This window comes from Mesorhizobium sp. CNPSo 4684 (genome assembly GCF_057784315.1).
Genome location: NZ_JBWLUX010000021.1, coordinates 85,249 through 106,647 on the forward strand (window position 1 = coordinate 85,249; position 21,399 = coordinate 106,647).

23 protein-coding genes are annotated in these 21,399 nt (G+C 58.5%); 15 read left to right on the forward strand and 8 right to left on the reverse strand.

What is annotated here, in order from left to right:
• Positions 1 to 63: 63 nt before the first annotated feature.
• Positions 64 to 1,056, reverse strand: a complete 993-nt coding sequence (locus AC04SG_RS20490) for a YihY/virulence factor BrkB family protein (RefSeq protein WP_488552533.1) — start codon at positions 1,054 to 1,056, stop codon at positions 64 to 66.
• A 210-nt stretch (positions 1,057 to 1,266) separates the two neighbouring features.
• Entirely contained in the window at positions 1,267 to 1,470 is a 204-nt protein-coding gene (locus AC04SG_RS20495; protein WP_023768098.1) for a CsbD family protein, read from the reverse strand.
• A gap of 565 nt (positions 1,471 to 2,035) precedes the next feature.
• Between AC04SG_RS20495 and AC04SG_RS20500 the strand changes: the two genes are divergently transcribed.
• Together AC04SG_RS20500 and AC04SG_RS20505 are read left to right on the forward strand one after the other, a co-directional pair.
• The gene (locus AC04SG_RS20500; protein WP_488552559.1) at positions 2,036 to 2,563 is read left to right on the forward strand and encodes a YciE/YciF ferroxidase family protein; all 528 of its coding nucleotides are present in this window, start codon (positions 2,036 to 2,038) and stop codon (positions 2,561 to 2,563) included.
• A 57-nt stretch (positions 2,564 to 2,620) separates the two neighbouring features.
• The gene (locus AC04SG_RS20505) at positions 2,621 to 2,749 is read left to right on the forward strand and encodes a hypothetical protein (protein WP_281401918.1); all 129 of its coding nucleotides are present in this window, start codon (positions 2,621 to 2,623) and stop codon (positions 2,747 to 2,749) included.
• A gap of 678 nt (positions 2,750 to 3,427) precedes the next feature.
• On the opposite strand, the gene AC04SG_RS20510 is transcribed toward AC04SG_RS20505, so the two are convergent.
• Both AC04SG_RS20510 and AC04SG_RS20515 read right to left on the reverse strand, forming a co-directional pair.
• Positions 3,428 to 4,741 (reverse strand): phospholipase D-like domain-containing protein, encoded by a 1,314-nt coding sequence (locus tag AC04SG_RS20510; RefSeq protein WP_488552534.1) that lies wholly within the window; start codon positions 4,739 to 4,741, stop codon positions 3,428 to 3,430.
• A 185-nt stretch (positions 4,742 to 4,926) separates the two neighbouring features.
• Positions 4,927 to 5,130 carry a hypothetical protein gene (locus tag AC04SG_RS20515; protein WP_488552535.1) on the reverse strand — a complete coding sequence of 68 codons (204 nt, stop codon included), beginning with the start codon at positions 5,128 to 5,130 and terminating at the stop codon, positions 4,927 to 4,929.
• A 693-nt stretch (positions 5,131 to 5,823) separates the two neighbouring features.
• On the opposite strand from AC04SG_RS20515, the gene AC04SG_RS20520 reads away from it, so the two are divergent.
• From AC04SG_RS20520 to ku (AC04SG_RS20540), 5 genes are all read left to right on the forward strand, one after another.
• Positions 5,824 to 6,414, forward strand: a complete 591-nt coding sequence (locus AC04SG_RS20520) for a hypothetical protein (protein WP_488552536.1) — start codon at positions 5,824 to 5,826, stop codon at positions 6,412 to 6,414.
• A gap of 15 nt (positions 6,415 to 6,429) precedes the next feature.
• Positions 6,430 to 6,840, forward strand: a complete 411-nt coding sequence (locus AC04SG_RS20525; RefSeq protein WP_352590568.1) for a phage holin family protein — start codon at positions 6,430 to 6,432, stop codon at positions 6,838 to 6,840.
• Positions 6,824 to 7,480 (forward strand): hypothetical protein, encoded by a 657-nt coding sequence (locus AC04SG_RS20530; protein WP_488552537.1) that lies wholly within the window; start codon positions 6,824 to 6,826, stop codon positions 7,478 to 7,480. The genes AC04SG_RS20525 and AC04SG_RS20530 overlap by 17 nt, the downstream gene beginning before the upstream one ends.
• 493 nt (positions 7,481 to 7,973) lie before the next feature.
• On the forward strand, positions 7,974 to 8,840 hold the full coding sequence (gene ku, locus AC04SG_RS20535) for a non-homologous end joining protein Ku (protein ID WP_488552538.1): 867 nt from the start codon (positions 7,974 to 7,976) through the stop codon (positions 8,838 to 8,840).
• 12 nt (positions 8,841 to 8,852) lie between these two features.
• Positions 8,853 to 9,662, forward strand: a complete 810-nt coding sequence (ku, locus tag AC04SG_RS20540; RefSeq protein WP_488552539.1) for a non-homologous end joining protein Ku — start codon at positions 8,853 to 8,855, stop codon at positions 9,660 to 9,662.
• Positions 9,663 to 9,857: 195 nt separating this feature from the next.
• Here the strand turns inward: ku (AC04SG_RS20540) and ligD are convergent, their stop codons facing one another.
• The gene (gene ligD / locus AC04SG_RS20545; RefSeq protein WP_488552540.1) at positions 9,858 to 12,503 is read right to left on the reverse strand and encodes a DNA ligase D; all 2,646 of its coding nucleotides are present in this window, start codon (positions 12,501 to 12,503) and stop codon (positions 9,858 to 9,860) included.
• A gap of 296 nt (positions 12,504 to 12,799) precedes the next feature.
• Between ligD and AC04SG_RS20550 the strand changes: the two genes are divergently transcribed.
• The 3 genes from AC04SG_RS20550 to AC04SG_RS20560 all read left to right on the forward strand — a co-directional run bounded on the left by AC04SG_RS20550 (position 12,800) and on the right by AC04SG_RS20560 (position 14,287).
• The gene (locus AC04SG_RS20550; protein ID WP_488552541.1) at positions 12,800 to 12,982 is read left to right on the forward strand and encodes a DUF3606 domain-containing protein; all 183 of its coding nucleotides are present in this window, start codon (positions 12,800 to 12,802) and stop codon (positions 12,980 to 12,982) included.
• A gap of 13 nt (positions 12,983 to 12,995) precedes the next feature.
• On the forward strand, positions 12,996 to 13,778 hold the full coding sequence (xth, locus tag AC04SG_RS20555) for an exodeoxyribonuclease III (protein WP_488552542.1): 783 nt from the start codon (positions 12,996 to 12,998) through the stop codon (positions 13,776 to 13,778).
• 176 nt (positions 13,779 to 13,954) lie between these two features.
• Positions 13,955 to 14,287 (forward strand): hypothetical protein, encoded by a 333-nt coding sequence (locus tag AC04SG_RS20560; protein ID WP_488552543.1) that lies wholly within the window; start codon positions 13,955 to 13,957, stop codon positions 14,285 to 14,287.
• An 89-nt stretch (positions 14,288 to 14,376) separates the two neighbouring features.
• Here the strand turns inward: AC04SG_RS20560 and AC04SG_RS20565 are convergent, their stop codons facing one another.
• The gene (locus AC04SG_RS20565) at positions 14,377 to 14,610 is read right to left on the reverse strand and encodes a DUF6766 family protein (RefSeq protein ID WP_488552544.1); all 234 of its coding nucleotides are present in this window, start codon (positions 14,608 to 14,610) and stop codon (positions 14,377 to 14,379) included.
• 23 nt (positions 14,611 to 14,633) lie between these two features.
• On the opposite strand from AC04SG_RS20565, the gene AC04SG_RS20570 reads away from it, so the two are divergent.
• The 4 genes from AC04SG_RS20570 to AC04SG_RS20585 are packed head-to-tail and all read left to right on the forward strand — an operon-like array spanning position 14,634 to position 18,332.
• Positions 14,634 to 15,140 (forward strand): YciE/YciF ferroxidase family protein, encoded by a 507-nt coding sequence (locus tag AC04SG_RS20570; RefSeq protein ID WP_488552560.1) that lies wholly within the window; start codon positions 14,634 to 14,636, stop codon positions 15,138 to 15,140.
• A 14-nt stretch (positions 15,141 to 15,154) separates the two neighbouring features.
• Positions 15,155 to 16,708: an FAD-dependent oxidoreductase gene (locus AC04SG_RS20575; RefSeq protein WP_488552545.1), complete on the forward strand. Its 1,554-nt coding sequence runs from the start codon at positions 15,155 to 15,157 to the stop codon at positions 16,706 to 16,708.
• Complete coding sequence (locus AC04SG_RS20580) at positions 16,708 to 17,331, forward strand: cupin domain-containing protein (RefSeq protein ID WP_488552546.1); 624 nt, start codon at positions 16,708 to 16,710, stop codon at positions 17,329 to 17,331. The genes AC04SG_RS20575 and AC04SG_RS20580 overlap by 1 nt, the downstream gene beginning before the upstream one ends.
• A complete protein-coding gene (locus AC04SG_RS20585; protein WP_488552547.1) occupies positions 17,328 to 18,332 on the forward strand; it encodes an ATP-dependent DNA ligase in 1,005 nt (334 codons plus the stop codon). The genes AC04SG_RS20580 and AC04SG_RS20585 overlap by 4 nt, the downstream gene beginning before the upstream one ends.
• A gap of 237 nt (positions 18,333 to 18,569) precedes the next feature.
• Here the strand turns inward: AC04SG_RS20585 and AC04SG_RS20590 are convergent, their stop codons facing one another.
• On the reverse strand, positions 18,570 to 18,827 hold the full coding sequence (locus tag AC04SG_RS20590) for a DUF6894 family protein (RefSeq protein ID WP_488552548.1): 258 nt from the start codon (positions 18,825 to 18,827) through the stop codon (positions 18,570 to 18,572).
• A gap of 173 nt (positions 18,828 to 19,000) precedes the next feature.
• Here AC04SG_RS20590 and AC04SG_RS20595 point away from each other — a divergent pair, with 173 nt between their 5' ends.
• On the forward strand, positions 19,001 to 19,720 hold the full coding sequence (locus tag AC04SG_RS20595; RefSeq protein ID WP_488552549.1) for a Crp/Fnr family transcriptional regulator: 720 nt from the start codon (positions 19,001 to 19,003) through the stop codon (positions 19,718 to 19,720).
• Positions 19,721 to 19,770: 50 nt separating this feature from the next.
• Here AC04SG_RS20595 and AC04SG_RS20600 read toward each other — a convergent pair whose 3' ends face one another.
• Complete coding sequence (locus AC04SG_RS20600; protein WP_488552550.1) at positions 19,771 to 21,399, reverse strand: glycoside hydrolase family 1 protein; 1,629 nt, start codon at positions 21,397 to 21,399, stop codon at positions 19,771 to 19,773.

Below are 21,399 nucleotides of genomic sequence, written 5' to 3' on the forward strand. Positions count from 1 at the left end.
GTTCCTAGGCAATGCCCATGCCCGGGTTGCGTTCCAAGGGAAACAGAATTGGTGGGAATGCAGCTAAGATCGCCGCGATCGCAATAACCTTGTCGCGACGATGGTCAGCAAGCCAGTGATCACAATCCAGGCCTGTATCTCGCGTTGGGTAATTGTTCCGACATCTGATACCTGCTTCGGCAAAGCTTTCTGCGCACCTATCGGTCGAAGGTCGGACCGACTGCCGAGACGCACCGAATAGGCTCGCGTGAATTCGGCGCCGAGCAAGAAGATCTCCGACGAATAGTAAACCCAGAGCAGTACGACCAGTAGCGCGCCGGCCGCCCCGTAGGAGGATGCGGTTGCACTGGTTCCGATGTACCAGCCGATAAGGGACTTGCCGACGGTGAAGAGCAAAGCGGTCACCACCGCACCAATTCCGACATCGCGCCACTCGAGAGACCGGTCCGGCAGAATTTTGAAGATCGCGGCAAACAGAGCGGAAATCAGGACGAATGAAACAATGCCGTTTATCAAGGCGAGGATGAATGTGCCGAACGGCAGATGGTCATTGATAACAGCGCCAAGCGCGGAAATCGCAGTGCTCGCCGCCAATGAGACAAGCAGTAAAAATCCCAACGCTGCAACCAAGCCAAGGCTGGCGGCCCGCGCTCGGACCAGTCGCGACAAGGACATGGCGGGAGGATCAATCTTCCAGATCTTGTTAAGCGAAAGCTGCATTTCGCCAAAAACACCTGAGGCTGTGACAAAGAGCGTGACGATGCCTACCAGCGTGCCAAGAGTGCCCGATGTTCTATGAGAAGCGCTTTCAATGGTTGTGCGCAGAAGATCTCCGGTTTGCGTACCCATCACGCCTGCAATTTCGGCTGACAAGGCGACTTGAGCTGCGTCATGCCCGAAGACAAGACCGGCAATCGCAACAACGATCAACAAAATGGGGGCCAAGGATGTAACAGCATAAAACGCCATCGCCGCGCCGTGGCTAAGTGCATTATCGTTGATGAACCCGAGGATGCTATCCTTGCCAAGAGACCAAGCTTCGCGTGCCACTCGCATTGGGAACCCCTTTTGCCTGAATGAGGAACCTAGTGCTGTGGGCGGCGAAAACGAGCCCGCTGCCACGTGCTGGTAGCGTTTGACTTCATGCAGCGGAGTTGAACGGCTTCCCATCCACTGCAGATCGGACGCCGGGATGATCCAGGGCGCGCCGAGCGTCGGCTCTGCCCGGGGCAAAAAATCTGGGCGCCGAAGCGCCCCTGCGAGAACCTACCAACCTTGCCTCGAATACCAGTCGTCGACGTCTCGCCGGACCCGGTCCTTCTCGATGCCATATCTCTCCTGGATCTTGCCTTCAAGCTGATCGCGCTTGCCTGCAATGCGATCGAGATCGTCGTCGGTGAGTTTGCCCCACTGTTCCTTGACCTTACCCTTTACCTGCTTCCAGTTTCCTTCAACGCGGTTCCAATCCATGGCCTTCGCCTCCGTAGTTGCTCAGCAGCTAAAACGCCATTTCAGGCGCGAGGTTCCGAATGGGCACCTTGCATCTCCGATCGGAGCTTGCGATTTGCGCAAACAATTGTCTCAGCTCTGAACCTGTGCTGCCGCAGGCGGATCGAGCAACGCGGCTGCTGCGTCGAAGACCGGCCATTGGTGGGTCGGGTCCATGATCGCTACGAACCTCATTTTGGCGCTCCCAAATATCAGCGCCTTAAAATTCATTGCGCCCGAATTGTTCCAACGCTCTCGATAAAAGGCGAGAGGACGACTGGCCGCCACTACATAATGACGCCGAGCGCAAGCGAAGGCTGGGCTTGAGGTGGCTCAGGCTGCACGGTCGCGCGCCCAAAACCGAAAATCGCAAGTCTGAGTGATCGGCGGGGCCACGGCCGCCGTCCGGTCTCTAGCGGTCACAAAGCGTCGGGTTTCCCGGAGGGACCAGGTGCGACTTGAAATCTCCTTCCTCACGGAACTCGGCGCATTTTTCGAAGTTTCGGAATCGCTCATTGTGGGCGTTTGTGAACAAAGGAGACTGCACATGGCCACGCCAAAAAAAGCCAATGGCAACAATAAGGACTTGGAGGACCTTCTCCTGGACGGACTAAAAGACATCTATTACGCCGAAAAGAAAATTCTGAAAGCTCTGCCAAAGATGGCCAAAGGAGCAAATGACGAGCAAGTCTCAGCCGCCTTCCAGAAACATCTTGCAGAGACGGAGGGGCAGGTTGAGCGCTTGGAGGAAGTCTTCGAACTTCTCGGCGTTCCAGCACGCGGCAAAACCTGCCCCGCCATTGATGGCATCCTCGAGGAAGGGTCCGAAATCCTTGAGGAATATAGAGGTTCGCCCTCGTTGGATGCTGGCCTGGTCGGGGCCGCGCAGGCGGTAGAGCACTACGAAATCGCCAGGTATGGAACTCTGATCGCCTGGGCGGCCGCCTTAGGTAAGGAGGATGTGATCGAGCTGCTCGATGCGACCCTCGAAGAGGAAAAGGCTACTGACGATGCCCTCACGGCGCTCGGGGAGGCGGGCGTGAACGAACGCGCAGCCAGCCAGGGGGCGGCTTGACCATTCTTCAATGGCCCGCCGTAGCTTCGAGGCCTTGCGCATTTTAGGGAGATTGCCATGCGTATCTACAAACAACTGCAAAGTCTGTTTCTTGAATTTTCTGCCGCTTTGGCTCGGCGGCGCGCCCTGGGTGACGCCTATCGAAATAGCGTGATGCAGCCTGTTCTATCTCAAAAGCCGAAGTAGCGCCGCAGGGGAAACGTTCCGGTATATTCATGTCGAGGAAATGGGTGGCGATTTTCGGATCGCCACCCGCTTTTTTAGGTGCCTTCATACCGTTCAGGGTCGTTACGAGACCGTGCGTGCTCGCGAGACGTGGAAATTTCCAACCGACGAGAGCTGTCCGCGAAAGCGATCTCAAGCGTTGGATATTCGTCTGCAGCCGGTTTGAGCTTGCCCAGCCGGCGGCAAGACTGCAACTCTGCCGGGTCGCGGATGGTTGTTTCGCCGCGACCATTAGGCCGCGCCTTGCAGATTGTGACGCCTGGGGCGGCAGCGAACCAGCTAATTTCTGGCTCGGCATGTCGGCGTCTTTCTGCGGGTCTTTTAACACCGGGGGGAGGACACGTGACCGCAGGAGCATTGCCACCCGGACTTTACTCAGGAACCCTCTTACCGGAGCCGTCTGCCCAAAGTTCCTCGCGATCGCTGAGTTTCAGTAACACGTCAGCCTGATCTGTGACTGAACTAACTCGGGATTGGGAACCTCGTTGCGGACATGATGGGCGAGGCTCAACGTCCCAACCCCCGGCGGTTTGTCGCACGAGTAAGACAAGCACTTCTTTGCGCAATCGACTCGCTCCGTTGGGGCGAGCGCAGCATTATGCGAGATGCTTGCCGAGGGGTAGTCGGGCCATGCACCGGTCAAAGCTGCGACCTCAGCCAACTGGCAAACCAGTCTGCAACCTTTTCGCTGAGGGGCCTAGTCTGCCATTCTTCTAGGCTGATCTGCCTGCACCGCTCAAGATCTTGATTGAACAAATCGATTTGCGTCCGAGCAAAATCCTTGCCGTAAACGTTCAGCGTGGCTTCGTCGTTAAGACGCAGGGAACGCTCGTCCAAATTGGCTGAACCAAAGCTCGCCCAGACGTCGTCAACGATCAAGAGTTTGGGATGGTACATCGTGGGCTGGAACTCGAAGATGTGAACACCTGCTCTAAGCAATGTGCCCCAGAAATACCGCGAACTCTTTCGGGTCAGTGGCACGTCGGTAATGGAACTGGGCACGATAACATCAACCGATACGCCTCGTTTCCTAGCGTCCAGGATCTGCTCGAGGGCGATGTCGTCCGGTACGAAATAGGCCATCCCGATACGCAAGTGATCTTCAGCAGCGGCGATTGCTGCCAACATCATCAGTTCCATGTCCGCCGAGCCATTCGGCTGCGAGGACAGGATCAGCTGGGCGCCCAGTGTTCCCGTTGGTTGGAGCGGAGGATAGAACTTCTCACCCTGCAACGTCTCCCCGGTTGTCTCCATCCAGTTTTCCGCGAACGCCGCCTGAAAAGCTGATACGGCCGGTCCTTCAATTCGGTAGTGGGTGTCGCGCCACTCATCGGGGTTGCGAGCATTTCCTCTCCAATTGTCAGCGATGCCTACGCCACCGGTAAATGCGACCCGTCCGTCCACGATCAGCAACTTGCGGTGGGTGCGATTGTTTACGCGATCAAGCGTGTACCAATGGATGGGTCGATAGCGCTCGAACTTTACGCCGGCACTTGTCATGATGCGGATGAGCTCTTCATCGAACGGAAGACTTCCGACCCAGTCGACCAGAACGCGTACCTCAACGCCCTCTTTTGCTTTCGTGGCAAGAGACGTCGCGAACTCATAGCCGACAGTCCCAGACCAGTAGATATAGGTCTCCATATCGACCGTCGAATGAGCGGCTCGGACTGCTTGGAGCATAGAAGGAAAAATCTCGTCCCCGTTGACGAGGGTCTGGACAGCGTTCGAACTGAAGATGTGCCCTTGCGAGAAGCTGCTCATCGTCTTGGCGAATTGTGGATCCGATGCGTAAAAACGGTGGGGCACGGGCGATTGCACAACGCGCTGGTCTGGAATTACATTTATGGTGACCACCGTCAGCAAGCTTGCGACCACAGCAACGGCGACGTACAGGAGCCCCTTCCGCAAACGTCCGGATTTGCCCGCTTTCACGTTTGTGGGTGAAGCCATGCGACCGAAAGGCGGCTGCTCAGTTGCCATCTCTCAAGAACTTACAAAGGGGCGCAGCTTGCCCGCGTCGCTTGAGAGCAATCCCGACAAAGATAGCGTTCGCGCAGAACTCTTAGACAATCGACCAACCTTTGTTGAAGCGCGTACAAGCGCTGATTGACGAGACTGACAGACGGGTGTTTTCGCTATGCGCCCGACGCTTCTGACCGTCTAATGGTTTCACAATAAATTCCATCATAGCTCTGCCGATGGGCCAGACCGTCTTCGGCGCCGACGAGGAAATCCTCAACTGTAGTCGCGACCCCCGACATGATGGCAGTCATGTCGCTGCTCGAACCGGTTAAAGAGAGGTCGGTTCGCGCGATTTTCATACAGAGATCCTCGTCCATTCTGCGTTCCCCTGTTAAGCTTTTGGAGCAACGCGCGTTATGACAACCCGTTCCACCGCAGCGAGACTGGACAACAGGGGACCAAGACCACATTTGGTTTTTTGCCTGCTCATCGGCGGCCTCTCTCACTGACCGGCAGCAAAATTCTCACGAATTTTTCTGATTCGATCAGTGCTGCGCGAGGTGAGGTCTTCCTTATCTGCACATCCCATTTGGCTTCTCAATTCGAAGCTCTCGCAATCGCCACCGCGCACTTGCGGTAGCCTTCATTATCACAAAGATCGGCGCTTTTTAGCCAGCCTTCGCCGTTCTCCCGTCTGTTCCAGAAGGATAGGCATGCTGGACTCCCAGGTGTAGGCGTAACAGGCCGCTTGGCAATTGCCGGCACGAAACGATGAGCTTGCCCGCCTGTGCGTTCAAGGGGAGCGCTCACGAAGCGTCCATTCGTCGTGCCGCGTCAGACGGCCAAGGTCTCGTGTCTCGCTCCTGACGCCCGCCTTGAACAGGTTGATTATGATGGCGGCTCGAAGTTCGCGCTCGGTCCGCGAGCGCAATCGTCGCCTCGGGAACGGGCCAAGCCGCCGGGTTTCAAAAATGCCTTCAGCTTCTGCGGAGCAACCGCCGCGAGTGAGGGACTCACCAAGGGTTGTCATTTGATTTCAAGGGCCTCGTGTTGCGCCAGGAATATTCGATTTGAGCAGGAACTGGGTGCCGTTGGTGAAGTTCAATTCACAAGATCAATTTCAGGAACAGGAGCGAAAAAACGTGAACACGCCCATAAACAACGACCTCAGCGGACCCTCTGGGGGAAATGAATGGCAGGACAAGACCGGTACCCGCCAGACCGAAAAAAGCAAGGAAGCAATCGGCAAGTTGAAGTCGAGCGCGGCCGAAACTGCAACACACCTCAAGAGCGCTGCCGCTTCCGTATCCACTGACGCGAAAAATTATGCCGGCTCGGTGGCATCGGATGCTGCTGGAGCATTCAAAGAAGCGGTGGAGACGAACAAGACCGCGGGCGCCGACGCGATCGCCAATATCGCCCATTCCGTCAAAGAAGCAGCCGACGGCATCGAGAAGCAATCCCCACAGGTTGCTGGCATGGTCCGCAGCGCGGCCGAAGGTGTGGAACGGATTTCGTCAGATATCAGGGATCGCAACGTGGGTGAGTTGCTGGACTCCGTTACAAAATTCGCCCAGCGCCAGCCTGCCGCCTTCTTCGGCATCGGCATCCTGGCCGGCGTGGTTCTCACCCGCATCATGCGAAGCTCTGATCGGTCCTGAGAGGAAGCACTCCAAATGGATGATGGTACCGATCGCCGATCCTTAGGAAGCGTGTTCAGCGAAGTGTTGAGCCAATTCGCTTCGCTGATGCGCCTCGACCTTCGCCTTCTCAGGGCGGAGATGAAGGTCAAGACGTCGACGATCGTCTCGTCGGGCGCATGCGGCATCGCCGCACTGGCGCTGTTTGTCCTCGCAGCGTTCGCCATGGTCCAGTTCCTGATCCTCGCGATGATCCACCTCGGCGTGAATCCGATGGTCGCGTGTTTGGTCGTCGGCGTTTTGCTGGGGGTGGGCGGAGTGCTGTTGCTCTATCTTGCCAAGCGAGCGCTTGCGGGATGGACCATCACACCGGTCGAGACCGTCAATCAGGTACGCACTGACATCGCAACACTGAAACAGGGGATGCGTTTTGGCTCAACCCAATGAAGAGATGCGGGAAATCATGCTGCAGAGCCGAACAGAGCGTCAGGCTTTGTTTGAGCCGGTCAGCGAAATAAGCCGGCGACTGCAGCCCCGAAATCTGGTCGACGCGTCGACGCGATACGCCAAGCAGAAAGTTGCCAAGGCTCTTGGCGGTGTGTCCGACGCTGTGAAGGATAACGGCGGCGCCGCCGCAGCGGTAGCGTTGGGCGCATTTGTCATATTCGACGCGGGCCGGCGGAGTGCCCGCGGCCGCGCGGGCATCGGTCACGACGCTGTCGACCTCGTTGGCAGCGCCACGCATTCGGACACAGCGTCAATGCGTTACGAACCCCATGCGGGCAAGGCGACTACAAACCTGACGCGCGCAAGGGTGCTCGCCGGGTCTGCGGGAAGCCTGTTGATCGGCCACATTATCGGGAAGGCGTTTAAGCCTTCGGCAAAAGAGCGCGACCTCTTCGGCAAGGCAGGGGCTGAGGTTCGGAGCGCAGCCGACGCGTTTGTGGCGGAACATGCGCACGGTGCGAAGCTAGCGGTCGCACAGGCCTTCGGGTTTGCCAGATACGCCGCTGCGTTCCTGGCAGTATTGACCGTAGCCAGCGACTCCCTCGGCAATGCGGATGAGCACGATCAAGGAAATCACTGATCGAACCGGCTTGCAGAACTTCCCATGCAGATCGTCGGAACTAACATTGGACCTGCCGCCGCGTCCTCAGGCCTGCCTCTTATTCAAGTAGTTTTTGAGGGGGAGGGCGGGGAATCTGTAACTGTCGAAATGGCACGAGGCGAGGACGTTGATGGCGCTCTCGGTGCAATCGACCGTGCAAAGGCTCTTCTTGTCCAGACTGCCACCTTCGAGATGCCCATCGAGAGGACAGAGCTTGGTCGCAGGATCTCTAAGTTCTTGCGACGTAATATTTTGGCCTTCGGGTAACGATAGGAGTGACAATCTGCTCTCATGTGCAGCCCGTCGACGCCGCCCGCGAACGGCTTCAGAACCGCAAGCGAAGCCGTTGAAGCAGATTTGCGCACCGGTCGTATCGCCAACCCATTGAAATTAGATTCGTTTTTGACTCGGAACCTTCACGGCCAAGATTCGCTTAATGACTCGTATGGGTTGTGTCGGAGTTTTGAGTTCGATGGTGTCCGCGCGTGCGAATTGGAAGGGTTATGTCAAGTTCGGAGAAGTTGCCTGCGCCGTGGCGCTTTATACGGCAGTTTCATCCGCTGAGCGCATCGCCTTCAACACGCTCAACCGCGCTACCGGCAACCGAGTCCGACGCGAGTTCATCGACAGCGAGACAGGCGATCCGGTCGAGCGGGAAGACCAGGTCAAGGGATACGAGATCGAGAATGGCGATTACGTTGTCCTTGAGCCCGAAGAGGTTGCATCTGCAGTTCCCGATAGCGACAAGACCCTCAAGATCGAGGCGTTTGTGCCGTGCGACGAGATCGATGACGTCTATTTCGATAAGCCCTACTACCTCATCCCCGACAAAATGGGCGCCGATGCCTTCAGGCTGCTGCGTGACGGCATGCGACAGGCGAAAGTTGCGGCGCTTGCGCGCACGGTGTTGTTCCGGCGCCTGCGTACGGTTCTGATCCGCCCCCATGGGAAAGGCCTGATCGGCACGACGCTGAATTTCGATTATGAGGTCCGCTCCGCAAAGGAGGCTTTCGACGACATAGCCCAAATGGAGATCGACGGGGAGATGCTGGACCTCGCCAAGCACATCATCAACTCCAAGAAGGGCGCTTTCGACGCGAAGAGCTTCGACGATCGCTATGAAGCGGCGGTCGCCGAACTGGTAAAGGCAAAGATCGAGGGCAAGGCTCTGCCCAAGAAGAAGGCGCCGCCGCCCGCGAAGAAGAACGACCTGCTGCAAGCCTTGCGACAAAGCGCCGGAATGGGAGCCAGTGAAAAGCCGAAACGCACTGCAGCGAAGACCACCAGTGATCGGAAGCCGCAGCCCGGGCGCGCCGCAAGCACGAAGCGCGCTGCCTGATCGGAGGTTGTCATGGCGGTCCGCCCATACTGGAAAGGCTATCTGAAGCTCTCATTGGTAACTTGCCCCGTGCAGATGATGCCGGCGACCTCAGAGAGCGAAAAGGTCCGGTTCCATACGCTCAATCGCGAGACGCACAACCGCGTCGTCAGTCATTACGTCGATGCGGTCACCGGCAAGGAGGTGAAAGAGGAAGACGAGGTTAAGGGCTATCAGCGCGGCGAGAACGACTACATCATCCTCGAAGACGAGGAGCTCGAAAACGTCGCCCTCGACAGCACCAGGACCATCGATATCGAGGTCTTCTCTCCGCGCGATTCCATCGAATGGATCTGGCTCGACACGCCATATTACCTGTCGCCAAACGATCCAGTCGGGGAGGAGGCATTCTCGGTCATCCGGGATGCCATGGCAGCGGAGGACATGGTCGGCATCTCACGACTGGTGATCTCGCGTCGGGAACGCGCCGTCATGCTTGAGCCGCGCGGCAAAGGCATCGTCTTGTGGACGTTGCGCTATGGTGACGAGGTTCGCGACGAACAGGCCTACTTCGAGGGCATCGACGGCACAATGTCCGACCCAGAGATGATGCCGCTGATCCAACAGTTCATCAAGAAGCAGACGCGCCATTGGGATAGCACGCTGGTGTCAGATCCGGTTCAGGGCAAGCTGCTGGAGATCATCGAGGCCAAGCGTAAGAAGACGAAGCGTCCGACAAAGGCCAAGGGCGCTGAGTCGAAGGCCACTCCCAACAACGTCATCAGCATCATGGACGCGTTGCGTAAATCCGTCGAGGCGGAGAACCGTCCGGGCAAGCGCTAGGATGCGCCGATCACCCAGACCGGTGGGCCGGTAGTCACAATGCGAGCACTCCGTGAATGAACAGTTCAGTCTCGCCGCTCGCGGAAACGCGAGCCGACGCAACCGCGGCGACGGAAAGTTGCGGCACGCGTCCTATCAGAGGCTGCGCGAGGTAAAGGCCGATGCCGCGTTGTTCGACATGAGCGGCAGATCTCATCAGGCAGCCTGCTTCATCGTCCTTCCCAGCCGTCTGATGGCTGGCTCCAGAGGACGATTACCTTTGTCGTAATCCTGCCAGGCCTTACTCTTCGCAAGCAAACCGGGCACGGTGCGCAGCGTGTAGCGGTTCGGGTCGAGATCGGCCCTAACCTGCGTCCAGGTCAGCGGCATCGATACCGTCGCTCCGGGCCGCGCGCGCGGCGAGAGCGGCGCAACCGCCGTGGCCATGCGGTCATTGCGCAGATAGTCGAGGAAGATGCGCCCGTGGCGCAGGTTCTTCGCCATCTTGGTCAGATAGAGCTCAGGGTTGTTATGCGCCATGGCAAGGCAGACGTCGTGCGCAAAACCCTTGGCCACCGGCCAGGTGAGCTTTGTGCGGCTGGTGACAGCGAGCGGCGTCACGACATGCAGGCCCTTTCCGCCGGTCGTCTTGCAGAAGCTGACGAGCCCGAGGTCGTCAAGCCGCTCGCGCATTTCCCTGGCCGCTTGCACCACCATGGAAAAGGGAACGTCTGGACCAGGGTCGAGGTCGAAGACCAGACGGCCTGGCACCTCCGGCTGCTGGGGCTCGCAATTCCAGGGATGCAGTTCAACCGCACCGATCTGGGCCACTGCAGCGAGCCCTTCGATACGATCGATCTGCAGATAAGGCTTTCTGTCACCGAATACCGTTACCAATTCCAGAAGATTGGAGGTGCCAGGCATTGCGTGGCGCTGGAAGAACTGCTCGCCGCCGACCCCATCCGGCGCCCTTATGATCGAGCACGGCCGGCCGCGGATGTGCTTGATCATCCACGCGCCGACTGCTTCGTAGTAGCGGGCGAGGTCTTCCTTGGTGACCGGCGTGCTGTCGTTGGCATGGGGCCACAATGGCTTTTCGGGATTGGAGATCAGTACGCCCATGACATCGACCTTGCCGCCACGCCGAGAAGGTTTCGGCCATGTCGGTGTCGCAGGCCGGGATACCTCCGTCGTCGTCGGCGAGGCCGGCTTCTCGGCCTCGACCTCCTCGGCCGGCTTGTCCGCCCGCAACCCCTTGAATGCCGCCTGCCGAACAAGACCATCGGATGTCCAGCCGGCGAATTCGATCTCCGCCACGAGCTCCGGCTTGAGCCAGACGACACCGAGGTCTTTCTTCGGAGCGCCGATGCCCGTGAACGGGGATTTCGTCGTTTCGAGCGCCTTCAGCTTAGGCAATAGGTCCTTCACCTTCGCGGCGCCGTAGCCGGTACCGACGCGCCCGACATAGACGAACCTATCGCCGCGGTTGACACCAACCAGAAGCGATCGGAACTTCCCGTTGGTGGTGGCATATGCGCCGATGACAACCTCGTGGCCGGCGCGGCATTTGGACTTTGCCCAGGTCTCGGTACGACCTGAAACATAGGGCGCGTCGGCACGCTTCGACACGATTCCCTCAAGCGACAATCGGCAGGCCGAGCGCAGCACCGCATCGCCGCCGGTTTCAAAGTGCTCGACAAAGCGTATGCGGGCATCATCTCGCGCATCGGACAGGAAGTGCTGCAAGCGAGCCTTCCGTTCCGAAAGCGGCAGCGCACGCAGGTCTTCGGAGCCGTCGAAGAGCAGGTCAAATGCAAAATAGACCAGCGCATCAGTCTTGCCTTCGGACAGGGCGGCCTGAAGGGCGGCGAAATCCGGAGCGCCATTCTCATCCAGCGCACATATCTCGCCATCGATGATTGCGTCCGGGAGATCGCTGGCCGCCCGTGCGATCGCGGGATACTTGGCGGTCCAGTCTAGTCCCTTGCGCGTCTTCAGTGTCGCGTCGCTGTCGAGTATGCGCATCTGGATGCGATATCCATCAAACTTGATTTCGTGCAGCCATCCGCCGCCCGATGGGGGCCTCGCCAGAGTGTCGCAGAGCTGCGGGGCGATGAATTCTGGTAGATCGACCGGTCTGGTCGCATCCGCCTTTTTCTTGCCGCGAGCTTTCTCCTTGCGCTCCTGAGCGGCCAGACCGGCACGGCTATCCCACACCGCATTGGCGCCCACCTTTCCGCCCTGCAGCATGAAAGGTTTGGGCTTGCGGCCTTTTCCTGAAGCAACCTCCTCCATGGTGCGGCCGGAAGCCACCGAGGTGGCATTTTTGTCCAGAATAGCGCCGCCATCCTCCTCTACCGAAAACGCGTCGCGATGCTTGATCAGCAGCCAGTTCGGACGCTTGCCTCGCTCCCGGTCGTTGGCCATCCGGACCAGAACGAAGCTGCCGTGCAGCCGCTCTCCTTCCAACGTGAACTTGAAGTCGCCTTTCGCCAATGCCTGTTCAGGGCTCTTCTTACCCACCGGTTCCCAATAGCCCCGGTCCCAGAGCATCACCGTGCCGCCGCCATACTGCCCCTTCGGAATCGTGCCTTCGAAGTCCCCGTAGTCGAGCGGATGATCTTCGACTTCCACCGCAAGGCGCTTGTCATGCGAATCAAGCGAAGGTCCGCGGGTCACCGCCCAGGATTTGAAGACGCCGTCGAGTTCAAGCCTGAGATCATAATGGAGCCGGGTCGCGTCGTGTTTCTGGATAACGAACCGCCGCCGGTTAGACGGCCTGATCGCTTCCTTTCCGCTCGGTTCCTGCGTGAGTTCGAAATCACGCTTCGATTTGTACTTTGAGAGTTTGTCGGTCGCCATCTATTCCTCGGACGTACTGCACTTCTCGAAGAATGGTTCGGACTAACAAGTGGTTCCTTGAGCCGAGCGAGATACCGAGCCTCGCTGAACCACACCGACGGCGGAAGCTTATGTCGCAGGAAGCTGGAACAAACCGACGAGGCCAAAATCTTTTGGCCAGTCTTTTGTGTGCCTCCTCCCGACGCAAAAAGGCGCCGAAACGTTCTGTCCAAGTTCACGTATCTTGTCGCTGCCGGATGAACCTAAAGAGTCCGGCCGCGTTGTGAATCATTGAAGCGGCAAACTCGGAGGAAGAGATGTCCACCAGTGGCACGACGCGCGGGCGCAACCAGGATCGGGCCAAGGTTGCCGGTAGGCAGGATCACGAGGTGCGCTATGAAGCCGGCAAGACCGACGCCAGCAAGGATGCTGTGAAGTCGGCGGTTAGGTCGATAGGCAACACCCGCAAAAAGGTCGAGGATAAGCTGGGCAAGAAATAGAGGCACGCCAACAATGCCGGCCACTCGCATTGCCACCTTCAACGTGAACGGCGTCAATGGTCGGTTGCCCGTACTTCTGAGATGGTTGGCTGAGACCCCCTGCGACATCGTCTGCCTGCAGGAACTGAAAACTTCCGACGAAAAGTTTCCGGCCGAAGCAATCCGCGCAGCGGGTTACAGCGCGATTTGGCATGGTCAGAAATCCTATAACGGCGTGGCTATCCTTGCGCGGGGTGCCGAACCGATGGAACGAAGGCGCGGCCTGCCCGGGGACATCGATGATACGCATAGCCGCTATATCGAGGCCGAGATAAACGGGTTGATCGTTGGATGCCTTTACCTGCCCAATGGTAATCCGGCGCCCGGCCCAAAGTTCGACTTCAAGCTGCGCTGGTTCGAACGCCTCATCAGCTATGCCAAGCCGCTGCTCGAAAAAGGCGCGCCCGTCGTGCTTTGCGGCGACTATAACGTGGTGCCGACCCCGATTGACGCAGTTGTTCCGAGCCGATGGCTAGGTGATGCCGTCTATTTCCCGGAAAGCCGGGAAGCTTATGCCACGATGCTCGAGCAGGGCTGGATCGATGCCGTCAGGCGCATCCACCCTGAGAAAGGCATCTACACTTATTGGAATTTCTCCTATCGGGGCGGGTACGATCGGAACTCCGGCCTGCGCATGGATCATCTGCTGGTGAGCCCATCGCTTGCCGGCCAGCTGAGAGGTGCCGGCGTAGACATCGATACTCGAGGATGGGAAAAGCCGAGCGACCACGCGCCGGCCTGGATAGAGCTCGATTGACCGAAGACGGCAGAGGGAGGCTGTTTAGAGCCAAGAGGCTGCTCGCCATGGGTTCGCCTTCCCGTTTCAAACTCAGCATGGCGACCGCTAGTGGGCGGTAAAAACAAGGACCCCCGATGTAGGCTCGGCCGAGACGCGACACGCTCCCAACAAGGAACGCGTGAGCTTATCAATCGTTGAATGCTTTTTCAGCGAGTGCGGACATGCACCTTTTCCAAATCCTTCTCCCGCGGGCCGACAATGCCGGCCAACCTTTCGCACGACACGATTTCGATCAGGTCAAGGAGGAACTCGCAGGCCGATTCAAAGGAGTTACGGCCTACTATCAGGCGCCCGCGGAGGGTCTATGGCGGCAAGGCGCGGAATCCCATAACGACGACATTGTCATCTTCGAGGTTATGGTGGAGGAAATCGACCTGGCGAATTGGCATGAGCGCCGCACGGAACTCGAACGACGTTTTCGGCAGGACAAGGTGATCATTCGCTATATGCCGATGGCCCTCGTCTAGGGTTGGCACATGCCTTCGACATCAGAGCGAATACGACCCTGTGCTGAATTCTTTTCAGTGTGGTTTGTCGCGAGCCGCAAACGCTGCGGCTACGAGGCTGTGTCGCCGAGGTCTATTCCCAAACGCTTGAGAAATGGACAAGCGACAAGCAGCGCAGTTGACATGAGCTGAGACTGAAAGTTCTGGAACAATTCGAACCAGAAGGCGGCATTCATGAGGTGCTGGCGAGCGACCGTACTTCTTCGCCGTGCCGAAGCGCCGCCAAGGAAGCCAGAGCGACCGGAACAGCTGGCAAATCCGCGCGTTGTCAACAGTGTCTTCAAGGATGGGAAACCGGGAGCGTGCCGTGGGATTGTTTACGAAAGACATCAAGACCATCGACGATCTGTTCCTGCATGTCTTGCAGGATATCTATTATGCGGAGAAGCGGATTTTGACGGCACTGCCTGACATGGCGGAAAAAGCGACGAATCGCGATCTGGCAGCTACTTTCAAAACGCACCTTGCGGAAACGGAAAAACACGTTCAACGCCTCGAGCAGGCTTTCGAGCTGATCGGCGAAAAGCCCAAGGCAACGACCTGCCCTGCGATCGACGGCATCATCAAGGAAGCAAATGAGATAGCCGGCGAAGTTGCCGAGAAAAAAGTACTCGACGCGGCCTTGATAGCTGCGGCGCAAGCCGTCGAACACTACGAGATCACCCGTTACGGAACGTTGATCGCCTGGGCGCAGGACCGCGGCAACGAGGCCGTCGCACGGCTTCTCAATACCACCCTCAACGAGGAAAAGGCGGCCGACAAGAAGCTGACGACAATCGCCGAGCGAAAGGTCAACCAGAAGGCATCCAGGTGACGGCGGTGGCTGCCATGAACGCGCTTGGTGAACAGACCCGATCGCTATGGATGAAGGTCGACGTCTATCCCGAAGCGCCGCGATTCACCGGAAAGCAAAACTGCGACACCGTCATCATCGGATCGGGCGTCGCGGGGCTGTCAGTCGCCTACGAGCTTGCCAGCATCGGGCAAAAGGTGATTGTCCTCGATCGAGGATTGATCGCCGGCGGCATGACATCACGAACGACTGCACATCTGGCGCCGATTTGCGACGACGGTCTGAGCGCGCTGATCAACCTGCGCGGCCAAGAGACCGCAAAGCTATTCCAGGAAAGCCAAGAGGCAGCGGTTGCGCGCATCGAGCAGAACGTCGCTGGGTTAGGGCTCGATTGCAATTTCCGCAGGCTGGACGCATTCCTTTTTCCGGCGATGGGCGTCGACTTCAATGATGCCCGGGATCAGCGACGGGAGGAGCTGGATGCGGCCCGTAGAGTAGGGGCAGCGGCCGAGCTGGTGACAGGCGTGCCGCTTAAGGGTTTCGAGACCGCACCGGTCCTACGCTATCCGAATCAGGCGACGTTCCATCCGCTGCGATATCTTCGCGGTTTGGCCGGAGTCATCCGTGAACAGGGGGGTCGTATCTTTGCGAATAGCCCGGTGCTTGCCGTCGAGGAATTGCCTGATGGTGGCGTGCGCGTCTCGACCGAAAATGGTGGCGTTGTTGAAGCGGCGACTGCCGTCGTTGCAACCAATTCCCCCATCAACGACCGCTTCAAGCTCCACACGAAGATGTCGCCTTATCGCACTTATGCGATGGCCTTCACCCTGCCGCGCGGCGATCTGCCGGACGCGCTTTTCTGGGATACGGCCGACCCCTATCACTATGTCCGTTTGAACCCTGGCCCCGGTTCGGTCGATTATCTGATCGCGGGAGGGGTCGATCACAAATCCGGCGAAGCCGACGACGGCGAGATCCGCTTCGAGGCGATCGAGGCCTGGATACGCCAACTCGTGCCAAGCTTGGCCAAAGAGGTCACGCGCTGGTCGGGGCAGGTTTTGGACACGATCGACTATTGCGCCTTCATCGGTTTAAATCCGGGCAGCTCTTCGGTCTATGTGGTCACTGGAGACTCCGGCCAGGGCATGACGCATGGCGCCCTCTCCGGCATGCTCTTGAAGGATTTGATTTCGGGGAAGGAGAACCCATGGGCCGGGGTCTATGATCCTTCGCGCAAGACGCCCTCAGGCGTGATCAATTATGTCCGGGAAAACCTGTCGGCGGTCAGAAATCTCGCGGGCTATCTGCTGCCGGGCGACTTGGAGTCGCTGGACGCGCTGGCGCCTGGTCAGGGCGGGATTGTTCGCGCCGGCGTGCGCAAAATCGCCGCCTGCCGCGACATGGCTGAAAAGCTGCATCTTCATTCCGCCGTCTGCACGCATTCCGGATGCGAAGTGGCCTGGAATTCCACCGAGCAGTGCTGGGACTGCTCTTGTCACGGTTCGCATTTCGCTCCCGACGGGACCGTACTCAACGGCCCTGCGGTCGCGCCCCTCCAACCAGTGGACTCGCCAGCTGGGCAGACGTGATGCCAATACTCGAAAGCGGAAAAGAGTTCGTCGAGAAGGTGACAGGCTGGCAGCGGCCCTCAAGCGACGATCTCGAGCGCCTGCTGCGATCACGCAAGGCGTACACGTTCCTTTTCAAGGATGATGGCATCATCCCCAATCATCCCTACTGGCCTTTGGTCGTGTATCATGGCGTTGCGAAACTGCCTGCCAAGTATGATCCAGCTGCAATCTTTGAGGACCTCTTCGCACGCAACGGCTGGCAAAAGTCCTGGCGGAATGGCATCTACAACTATGTTCACTACCATTCCCGCATTCACGAAGTTCTCGGAGTAGCTCGCGGATCGGCCAAGGTGCAGTTCGGCGGCAAGCGCGGCCGCTCGCTGACGATGAAGGCGGGGGACGTCGCTGTCCTGCCGGCAGGCACTGGCCACGAATGTCTGTATGCCGAAGACGACTTTCTGGTGGTCGGCGCCTATCCGCTGGACGGGATCTACGACGAATGCAAAGGCAAGGAGGACCATGCCCGGGCGGTCAAGGCCATTCCCAAAGTCGCGAAACCGCGGCAGGATCCCGTCTACGGTAGCAGCGGTCCGCTTTCCCATCTCTGGAGGGAGTCGCGCAAAGGGCGGGAAGCAAAATGAGCGCTTCCGCCCCATTTCTCCTGCCGATCGACACTGCTCCCATGGAAGCCAAACGTGCGGACGCCATTCCCGTACAACAGGGTGTCTGGCAATATGAGCCTAAGTGGGATGGATTTCGGTGTCTGTCGTTCAAGGCCGGCAATGCGGTAGATATTCGCGCCAAGTCCGGAAAGCCGCTCGCCCGCTATTTTCCTGAGCTTGTCGATCACTTGTGCAACCTTCCGGCAGCGCAATTCGTCATCGACGGTGAGATTCTAATCGAACGCACCGGTAACTATTCCTTTGACGCCTTGCAGATGCGTCTGCATCCGGCCGAAAGCCGGATTCGCAAACTGGCGGTCGAGACGCCCGCCAAGCTGATGGTGTTCGATATGCTGGCCGATCCGACCGGACAAGTTCTCACCGATCGACCGCTCTCCGGGAGACGTGCCGCGCTGGAGAGGTTGGTTCGGTCAATAGGCAGTGCGGACATACAACTTTCGCCTGCGACCTTGGATCTTATGCAGGCCAAAAAGTGGCTGCAGGACTCGGGCGGCAATACCGACGGCGTAATCGCCAAGCGGCTGGATGGGCCGTATCTTCCCGGCGAACGCGCCATGGTGAAGGTCAAGCGGATGCGGACGGCTGACTGTGTCGTAGGAGGCTTCCGCTATCTCGCCGACAGGCGCGAGGCCGGATCCCTCCTGCTCGGCCTCTATGACAAGGATGGCAGGCTCGATCATGTGGGCTTTACATCCACGATCTCCAATGACGAACGCACCGAACTGACCCATCGGTTGGAAGCATTGCGCGAACCGCCAGGCTTCACTGGCAAGGCACCGGGCGGGCCAAGCCGATGGAGCACGGAACGGAGTGGCGAATGGGAGCCCCTGCGCCCGGAGTTGGTCGTGGAGGTGCGCTTCGATCATGTAACGGGTGATCGCTTCCGGCATGGCACAAAGCTGCTGCGCTGGCGACCGGACAAGTCGCCCAGCCAATGCACATTTGACCAGTTCCGCTAAGATACGTCGGTTGGAGCATTGGCTTTGCTCTCCGCCAAGACGGAAGACCATGAACGCCGATCGTTTTCTAAAAGCATGAGAGAGCCGCGCCTCTCTCGGTCGTCGGACAATGCATAGTGAAAGGTGTCGTGGGAATCGCACAAGAAGAAGGGTGAACGAAGCGACGAGACTGACGGATGACCGCTCGCCTGTTCGTGCGCCTACGGCCGACACCATATTCGCGCGCCCACAGTGCCCTTACTTTGGCGGAACGAATAACGATGCACTCCAACCCGCGGTTAAGATGAGCGATGCTTCAAACATTTGGGCGCCGTCGCCACCCCTAACCTTCACGGTAAGTTTGACCAGGTCACGGTCAGGCATTTCATCGCGCGCGACGTCGTGCAGGATGCGCAAGGCCTCCGCTCGCGCGCGATCGGGCGTCTCGAAAAGTTGGCCTTCCTCATCCAGAACCTGCCCGTCAGTGTTGTAAACATCGAAGAAATACCGGTTCATTGCGAGCTCGCTGCAAACGTCACCTGTAAATCTCCTCCACTTATCGAGGTTCCTTCGCTGCTGGCGCTTTGGGAGAAAATACATCAAACTGTTACCGTGACTTCATTCGGAAATGGAGGGCGTACGCTGCCAAGGCGGTGGGGCCCTCCGTCAATAAGCCTCAAGACCACGAGATGCTTGAACCTCTTTTTATGCAGCTAGAGCAACACGATGTTGTCTCAGACGCCGAACGGGCTTTGCTTGCCGAAACGATTTCAATCGGACGTGATTTCGCCGTTGGCCAGGATCTGGTGTCTGCGGGATCCCGTCCGAGTTATAGCACCCTTCTGGTTGAGGGACTGGCAGCTCGATACAAAGTGCTAGAGGACGGGGGCCGACAATTCACGGCGCTCCAGGTGCCGGGCGATTTTGTCGACCTCCATGCTTTCCTGCTCAAAACCATGGACCATGGAATTATCGCTTTGTCGGCCTGCCGTGTGCTTTTTGCCGATCATAATCGGCTACGAAAGATCACGGAGACAGCGCCTCACCTCACCCGGCTTCTCTGGTTGGACACGCTTGTCGACGGGGCGATCCACAGGGAATGGATCGTCGCCATGGGCCGACGGTCGAAGATCTCCCATCTGGCCCACCTGATTTGCGAACTGTACGTCCGGTTGAAGGTGGTGAATCGAACGACCGGTCTAAGTTTCCGTTTGCCGCTAACGCAGGCCGAACTCGCAGACGTGTTGGGACTATCGGTTGTTCATATGAACCGCATCGTGGGCGACCTTCGTAAGCTCGGCGCGGTCACTTGGGCGGATCAGTCGTTGACGATCATCGACTGGGGGCGCCTTCAGCAGATCGCTGAATTCGATCCGACCTATCTCAATATGGTGCGAGATTCGAGGTAGTTGCCGTAAGACTCACCAGACCCGGAGGGTAAGTGGCGTGGGTGAGACCGTTAGCGTGCTAGCGCGGCGGCATGCCCGATCGGGGCTTCGGAGACTTGATATTGATTGTCGCGGTCAGCGGCAACAAGCTCGTGATCGCCGGCAAGGCCATCGACCACAAGGTCGAGGAATGCATTGCAGGCGGCGACCCGATTTACACCATCAGGCAGCGATAGCGAGAAGGTTTTGCCGTCGCCATATCTCGCAAACAAGACAGGTGGTGAACCGAGTCCGCCGCCCTTCACACTGAGCTCAACCCATGCGTCTGTCGATGCTGCTGTCCGATGGGCCGCGCTGGCTGGAAGTCGGCGGCGGCTGCAACACTCACCCAGGATCGAGATCAGCCGGTCAAACCCTTGCAGTTGGATCGTAGGCGATATCCCCAACCTTCGCGGCGCTCGCCACCAGCCGCTCTGTGCAAGCACCGGATGGTCGAATGAGCGGGTTTTCACCAGGGCCGAAATGGCATCAGCCAGTATCGTTCTACGCGGGGTAGCCGCCCTTGTGTCGAACACCCCGCATTCATAGTATCCATCCTCGCACATCATCAGGGAATTCCAGTCAACAGCACCGAACATCGACCATGCCGTGATGGCCCGTACATCAACACCCTCAGCCACACATTCGCAGGCTGCCTCCCATCCCTCCAAGAACCACCGCAGCTGTTCCTCACGGGTACAGCCATTGTGGACTTCACCGAGTACCACCGGCAGAGTATAGCGCCGCCACACCTCACGCAGACGCGAGGCAAATCCGAGCTCGCTCGCTGGCAAGCCGGCGCGGAAAGCGGCAATATCGACGTAGGGTTCGATGCCGTTGCCTCCTACCGGTTCCCGAGGATGGCGTTGGACGCGATGATCAAGGAACCGATCGCTGGTGAGGTAGTAATCAACTCCAACAAGGTCCGGAGGGCAGGGCGCGGCCTCCAGCTCTTCAAGGTGGGCGGGATCGACACCAGCCCCTAGGAGGCGTTCATGGAAAGGATGGTAGGGACCGACACGCCCACAAAGCAGATCCAGCGAGAGCCATCGCCTGTCATTTTCATAATCAGCCTGGTACGCAAGCTCTTTCGTCGCAAATATCTTTCCGAAATCCTCTGTCTGCATAAGCTTGGCATCGGGGATGACCTTGCGGATGGCCGACATTGTCTTGGCGATCGCGCGGCATTGGGCAACGACGAGTCGCAGGCAACTTGCCTCGTCCGCGCGGTGCGGGTGCCAGAATCCATAAAGGCCGCTGAGGCGAGCGGTCGCCATCGGCTCGTTGATCGGCGCGAAAGTCGTTATCCACGGGTACCGCCCTGCGAGCCGAGTAGCAAACGCCGCGAGGCGTTCGGCAAAATCCGACGCTAGAATGGACGTCCAGGATGGCCCGCTTCCGTGGTGAATGAGGGCTGCCTGGGGACTGATGCCGAGTTCGCACATGCGTTGAAACCGTTGGTCCAGCCAGCTCCAGTCATCCTTACCGTCCACTGTCTCGACGTGTTCCCACAGCGCTGGGTATCGAACGGTTTTGATACCAAGAGAAGCAACGAGATCCAAATCCTCGATGCGTTTTGAATGCCCGGTTTCGAGGAGTTGATCGCGGATCACGGCGCCTACACGAACCACGCTGCATTCGATGCCGCCCCAGACCTCCAC

Excerpts from the sequence above, each read along its gene's own strand:
- AC04SG_RS20550 (WP_488552541.1), top strand. The coding sequence starts at position 12,800 with ATGTCCACCAGTGGCACGACGCGCGGGCGCAACCAGGATCGGGCCAAG.
- AC04SG_RS20595 (WP_488552549.1), top strand. The coding sequence starts at position 19,001 with ATGCTTGAACCTCTTTTTATGCAGCTAGAGCAACACGATGTTGTCTCA.
- xth (WP_488552542.1), top strand. The coding sequence starts at position 12,996 with ATGCCGGCCACTCGCATTGCCACCTTCAACGTGAACGGCGTCAATGGT.
- AC04SG_RS20515 (WP_488552535.1), bottom strand. The coding sequence starts at position 5,130 with ATGGACGAGGATCTCTGTATGAAAATCGCGCGAACCGACCTCTCTTTA.
- AC04SG_RS20575 (WP_488552545.1), top strand. The coding sequence starts at position 15,155 with ATGAACGCGCTTGGTGAACAGACCCGATCGCTATGGATGAAGGTCGAC.
- AC04SG_RS20495 (WP_023768098.1), bottom strand. The coding sequence starts at position 1,470 with ATGGATTGGAACCGCGTTGAAGGAAACTGGAAGCAGGTAAAGGGTAAG.
- ku (WP_488552538.1), top strand. The coding sequence starts at position 7,974 with ATGGTGTCCGCGCGTGCGAATTGGAAGGGTTATGTCAAGTTCGGAGAA.
- AC04SG_RS20580 (WP_488552546.1), top strand. The coding sequence starts at position 16,708 with ATGCCAATACTCGAAAGCGGAAAAGAGTTCGTCGAGAAGGTGACAGGC.
- AC04SG_RS20590 (WP_488552548.1), bottom strand. The coding sequence starts at position 18,827 with ATGAACCGGTATTTCTTCGATGTTTACAACACTGACGGGCAGGTTCTG.
- AC04SG_RS20510 (WP_488552534.1), bottom strand. The coding sequence starts at position 4,741 with ATGGCTTCACCCACAAACGTGAAAGCGGGCAAATCCGGACGTTTGCGG.
- AC04SG_RS20525 (WP_352590568.1), top strand. The coding sequence starts at position 6,430 with ATGGATGATGGTACCGATCGCCGATCCTTAGGAAGCGTGTTCAGCGAA.
- ku (WP_488552539.1), top strand. The coding sequence starts at position 8,853 with ATGGCGGTCCGCCCATACTGGAAAGGCTATCTGAAGCTCTCATTGGTA.
- AC04SG_RS20490 (WP_488552533.1), bottom strand. The coding sequence starts at position 1,056 with ATGCGAGTGGCACGCGAAGCTTGGTCTCTTGGCAAGGATAGCATCCTC.
- AC04SG_RS20500 (WP_488552559.1), top strand. The coding sequence starts at position 2,036 with ATGGCCACGCCAAAAAAAGCCAATGGCAACAATAAGGACTTGGAGGAC.
- AC04SG_RS20505 (WP_281401918.1), top strand. The coding sequence starts at position 2,621 with ATGCGTATCTACAAACAACTGCAAAGTCTGTTTCTTGAATTTTCTGCC.
- AC04SG_RS20585 (WP_488552547.1), top strand. The coding sequence starts at position 17,328 with ATGAGCGCTTCCGCCCCATTTCTCCTGCCGATCGACACTGCTCCCATG.
- ligD (WP_488552540.1), bottom strand. The coding sequence starts at position 12,503 with ATGGCGACCGACAAACTCTCAAAGTACAAATCGAAGCGTGATTTCGAA.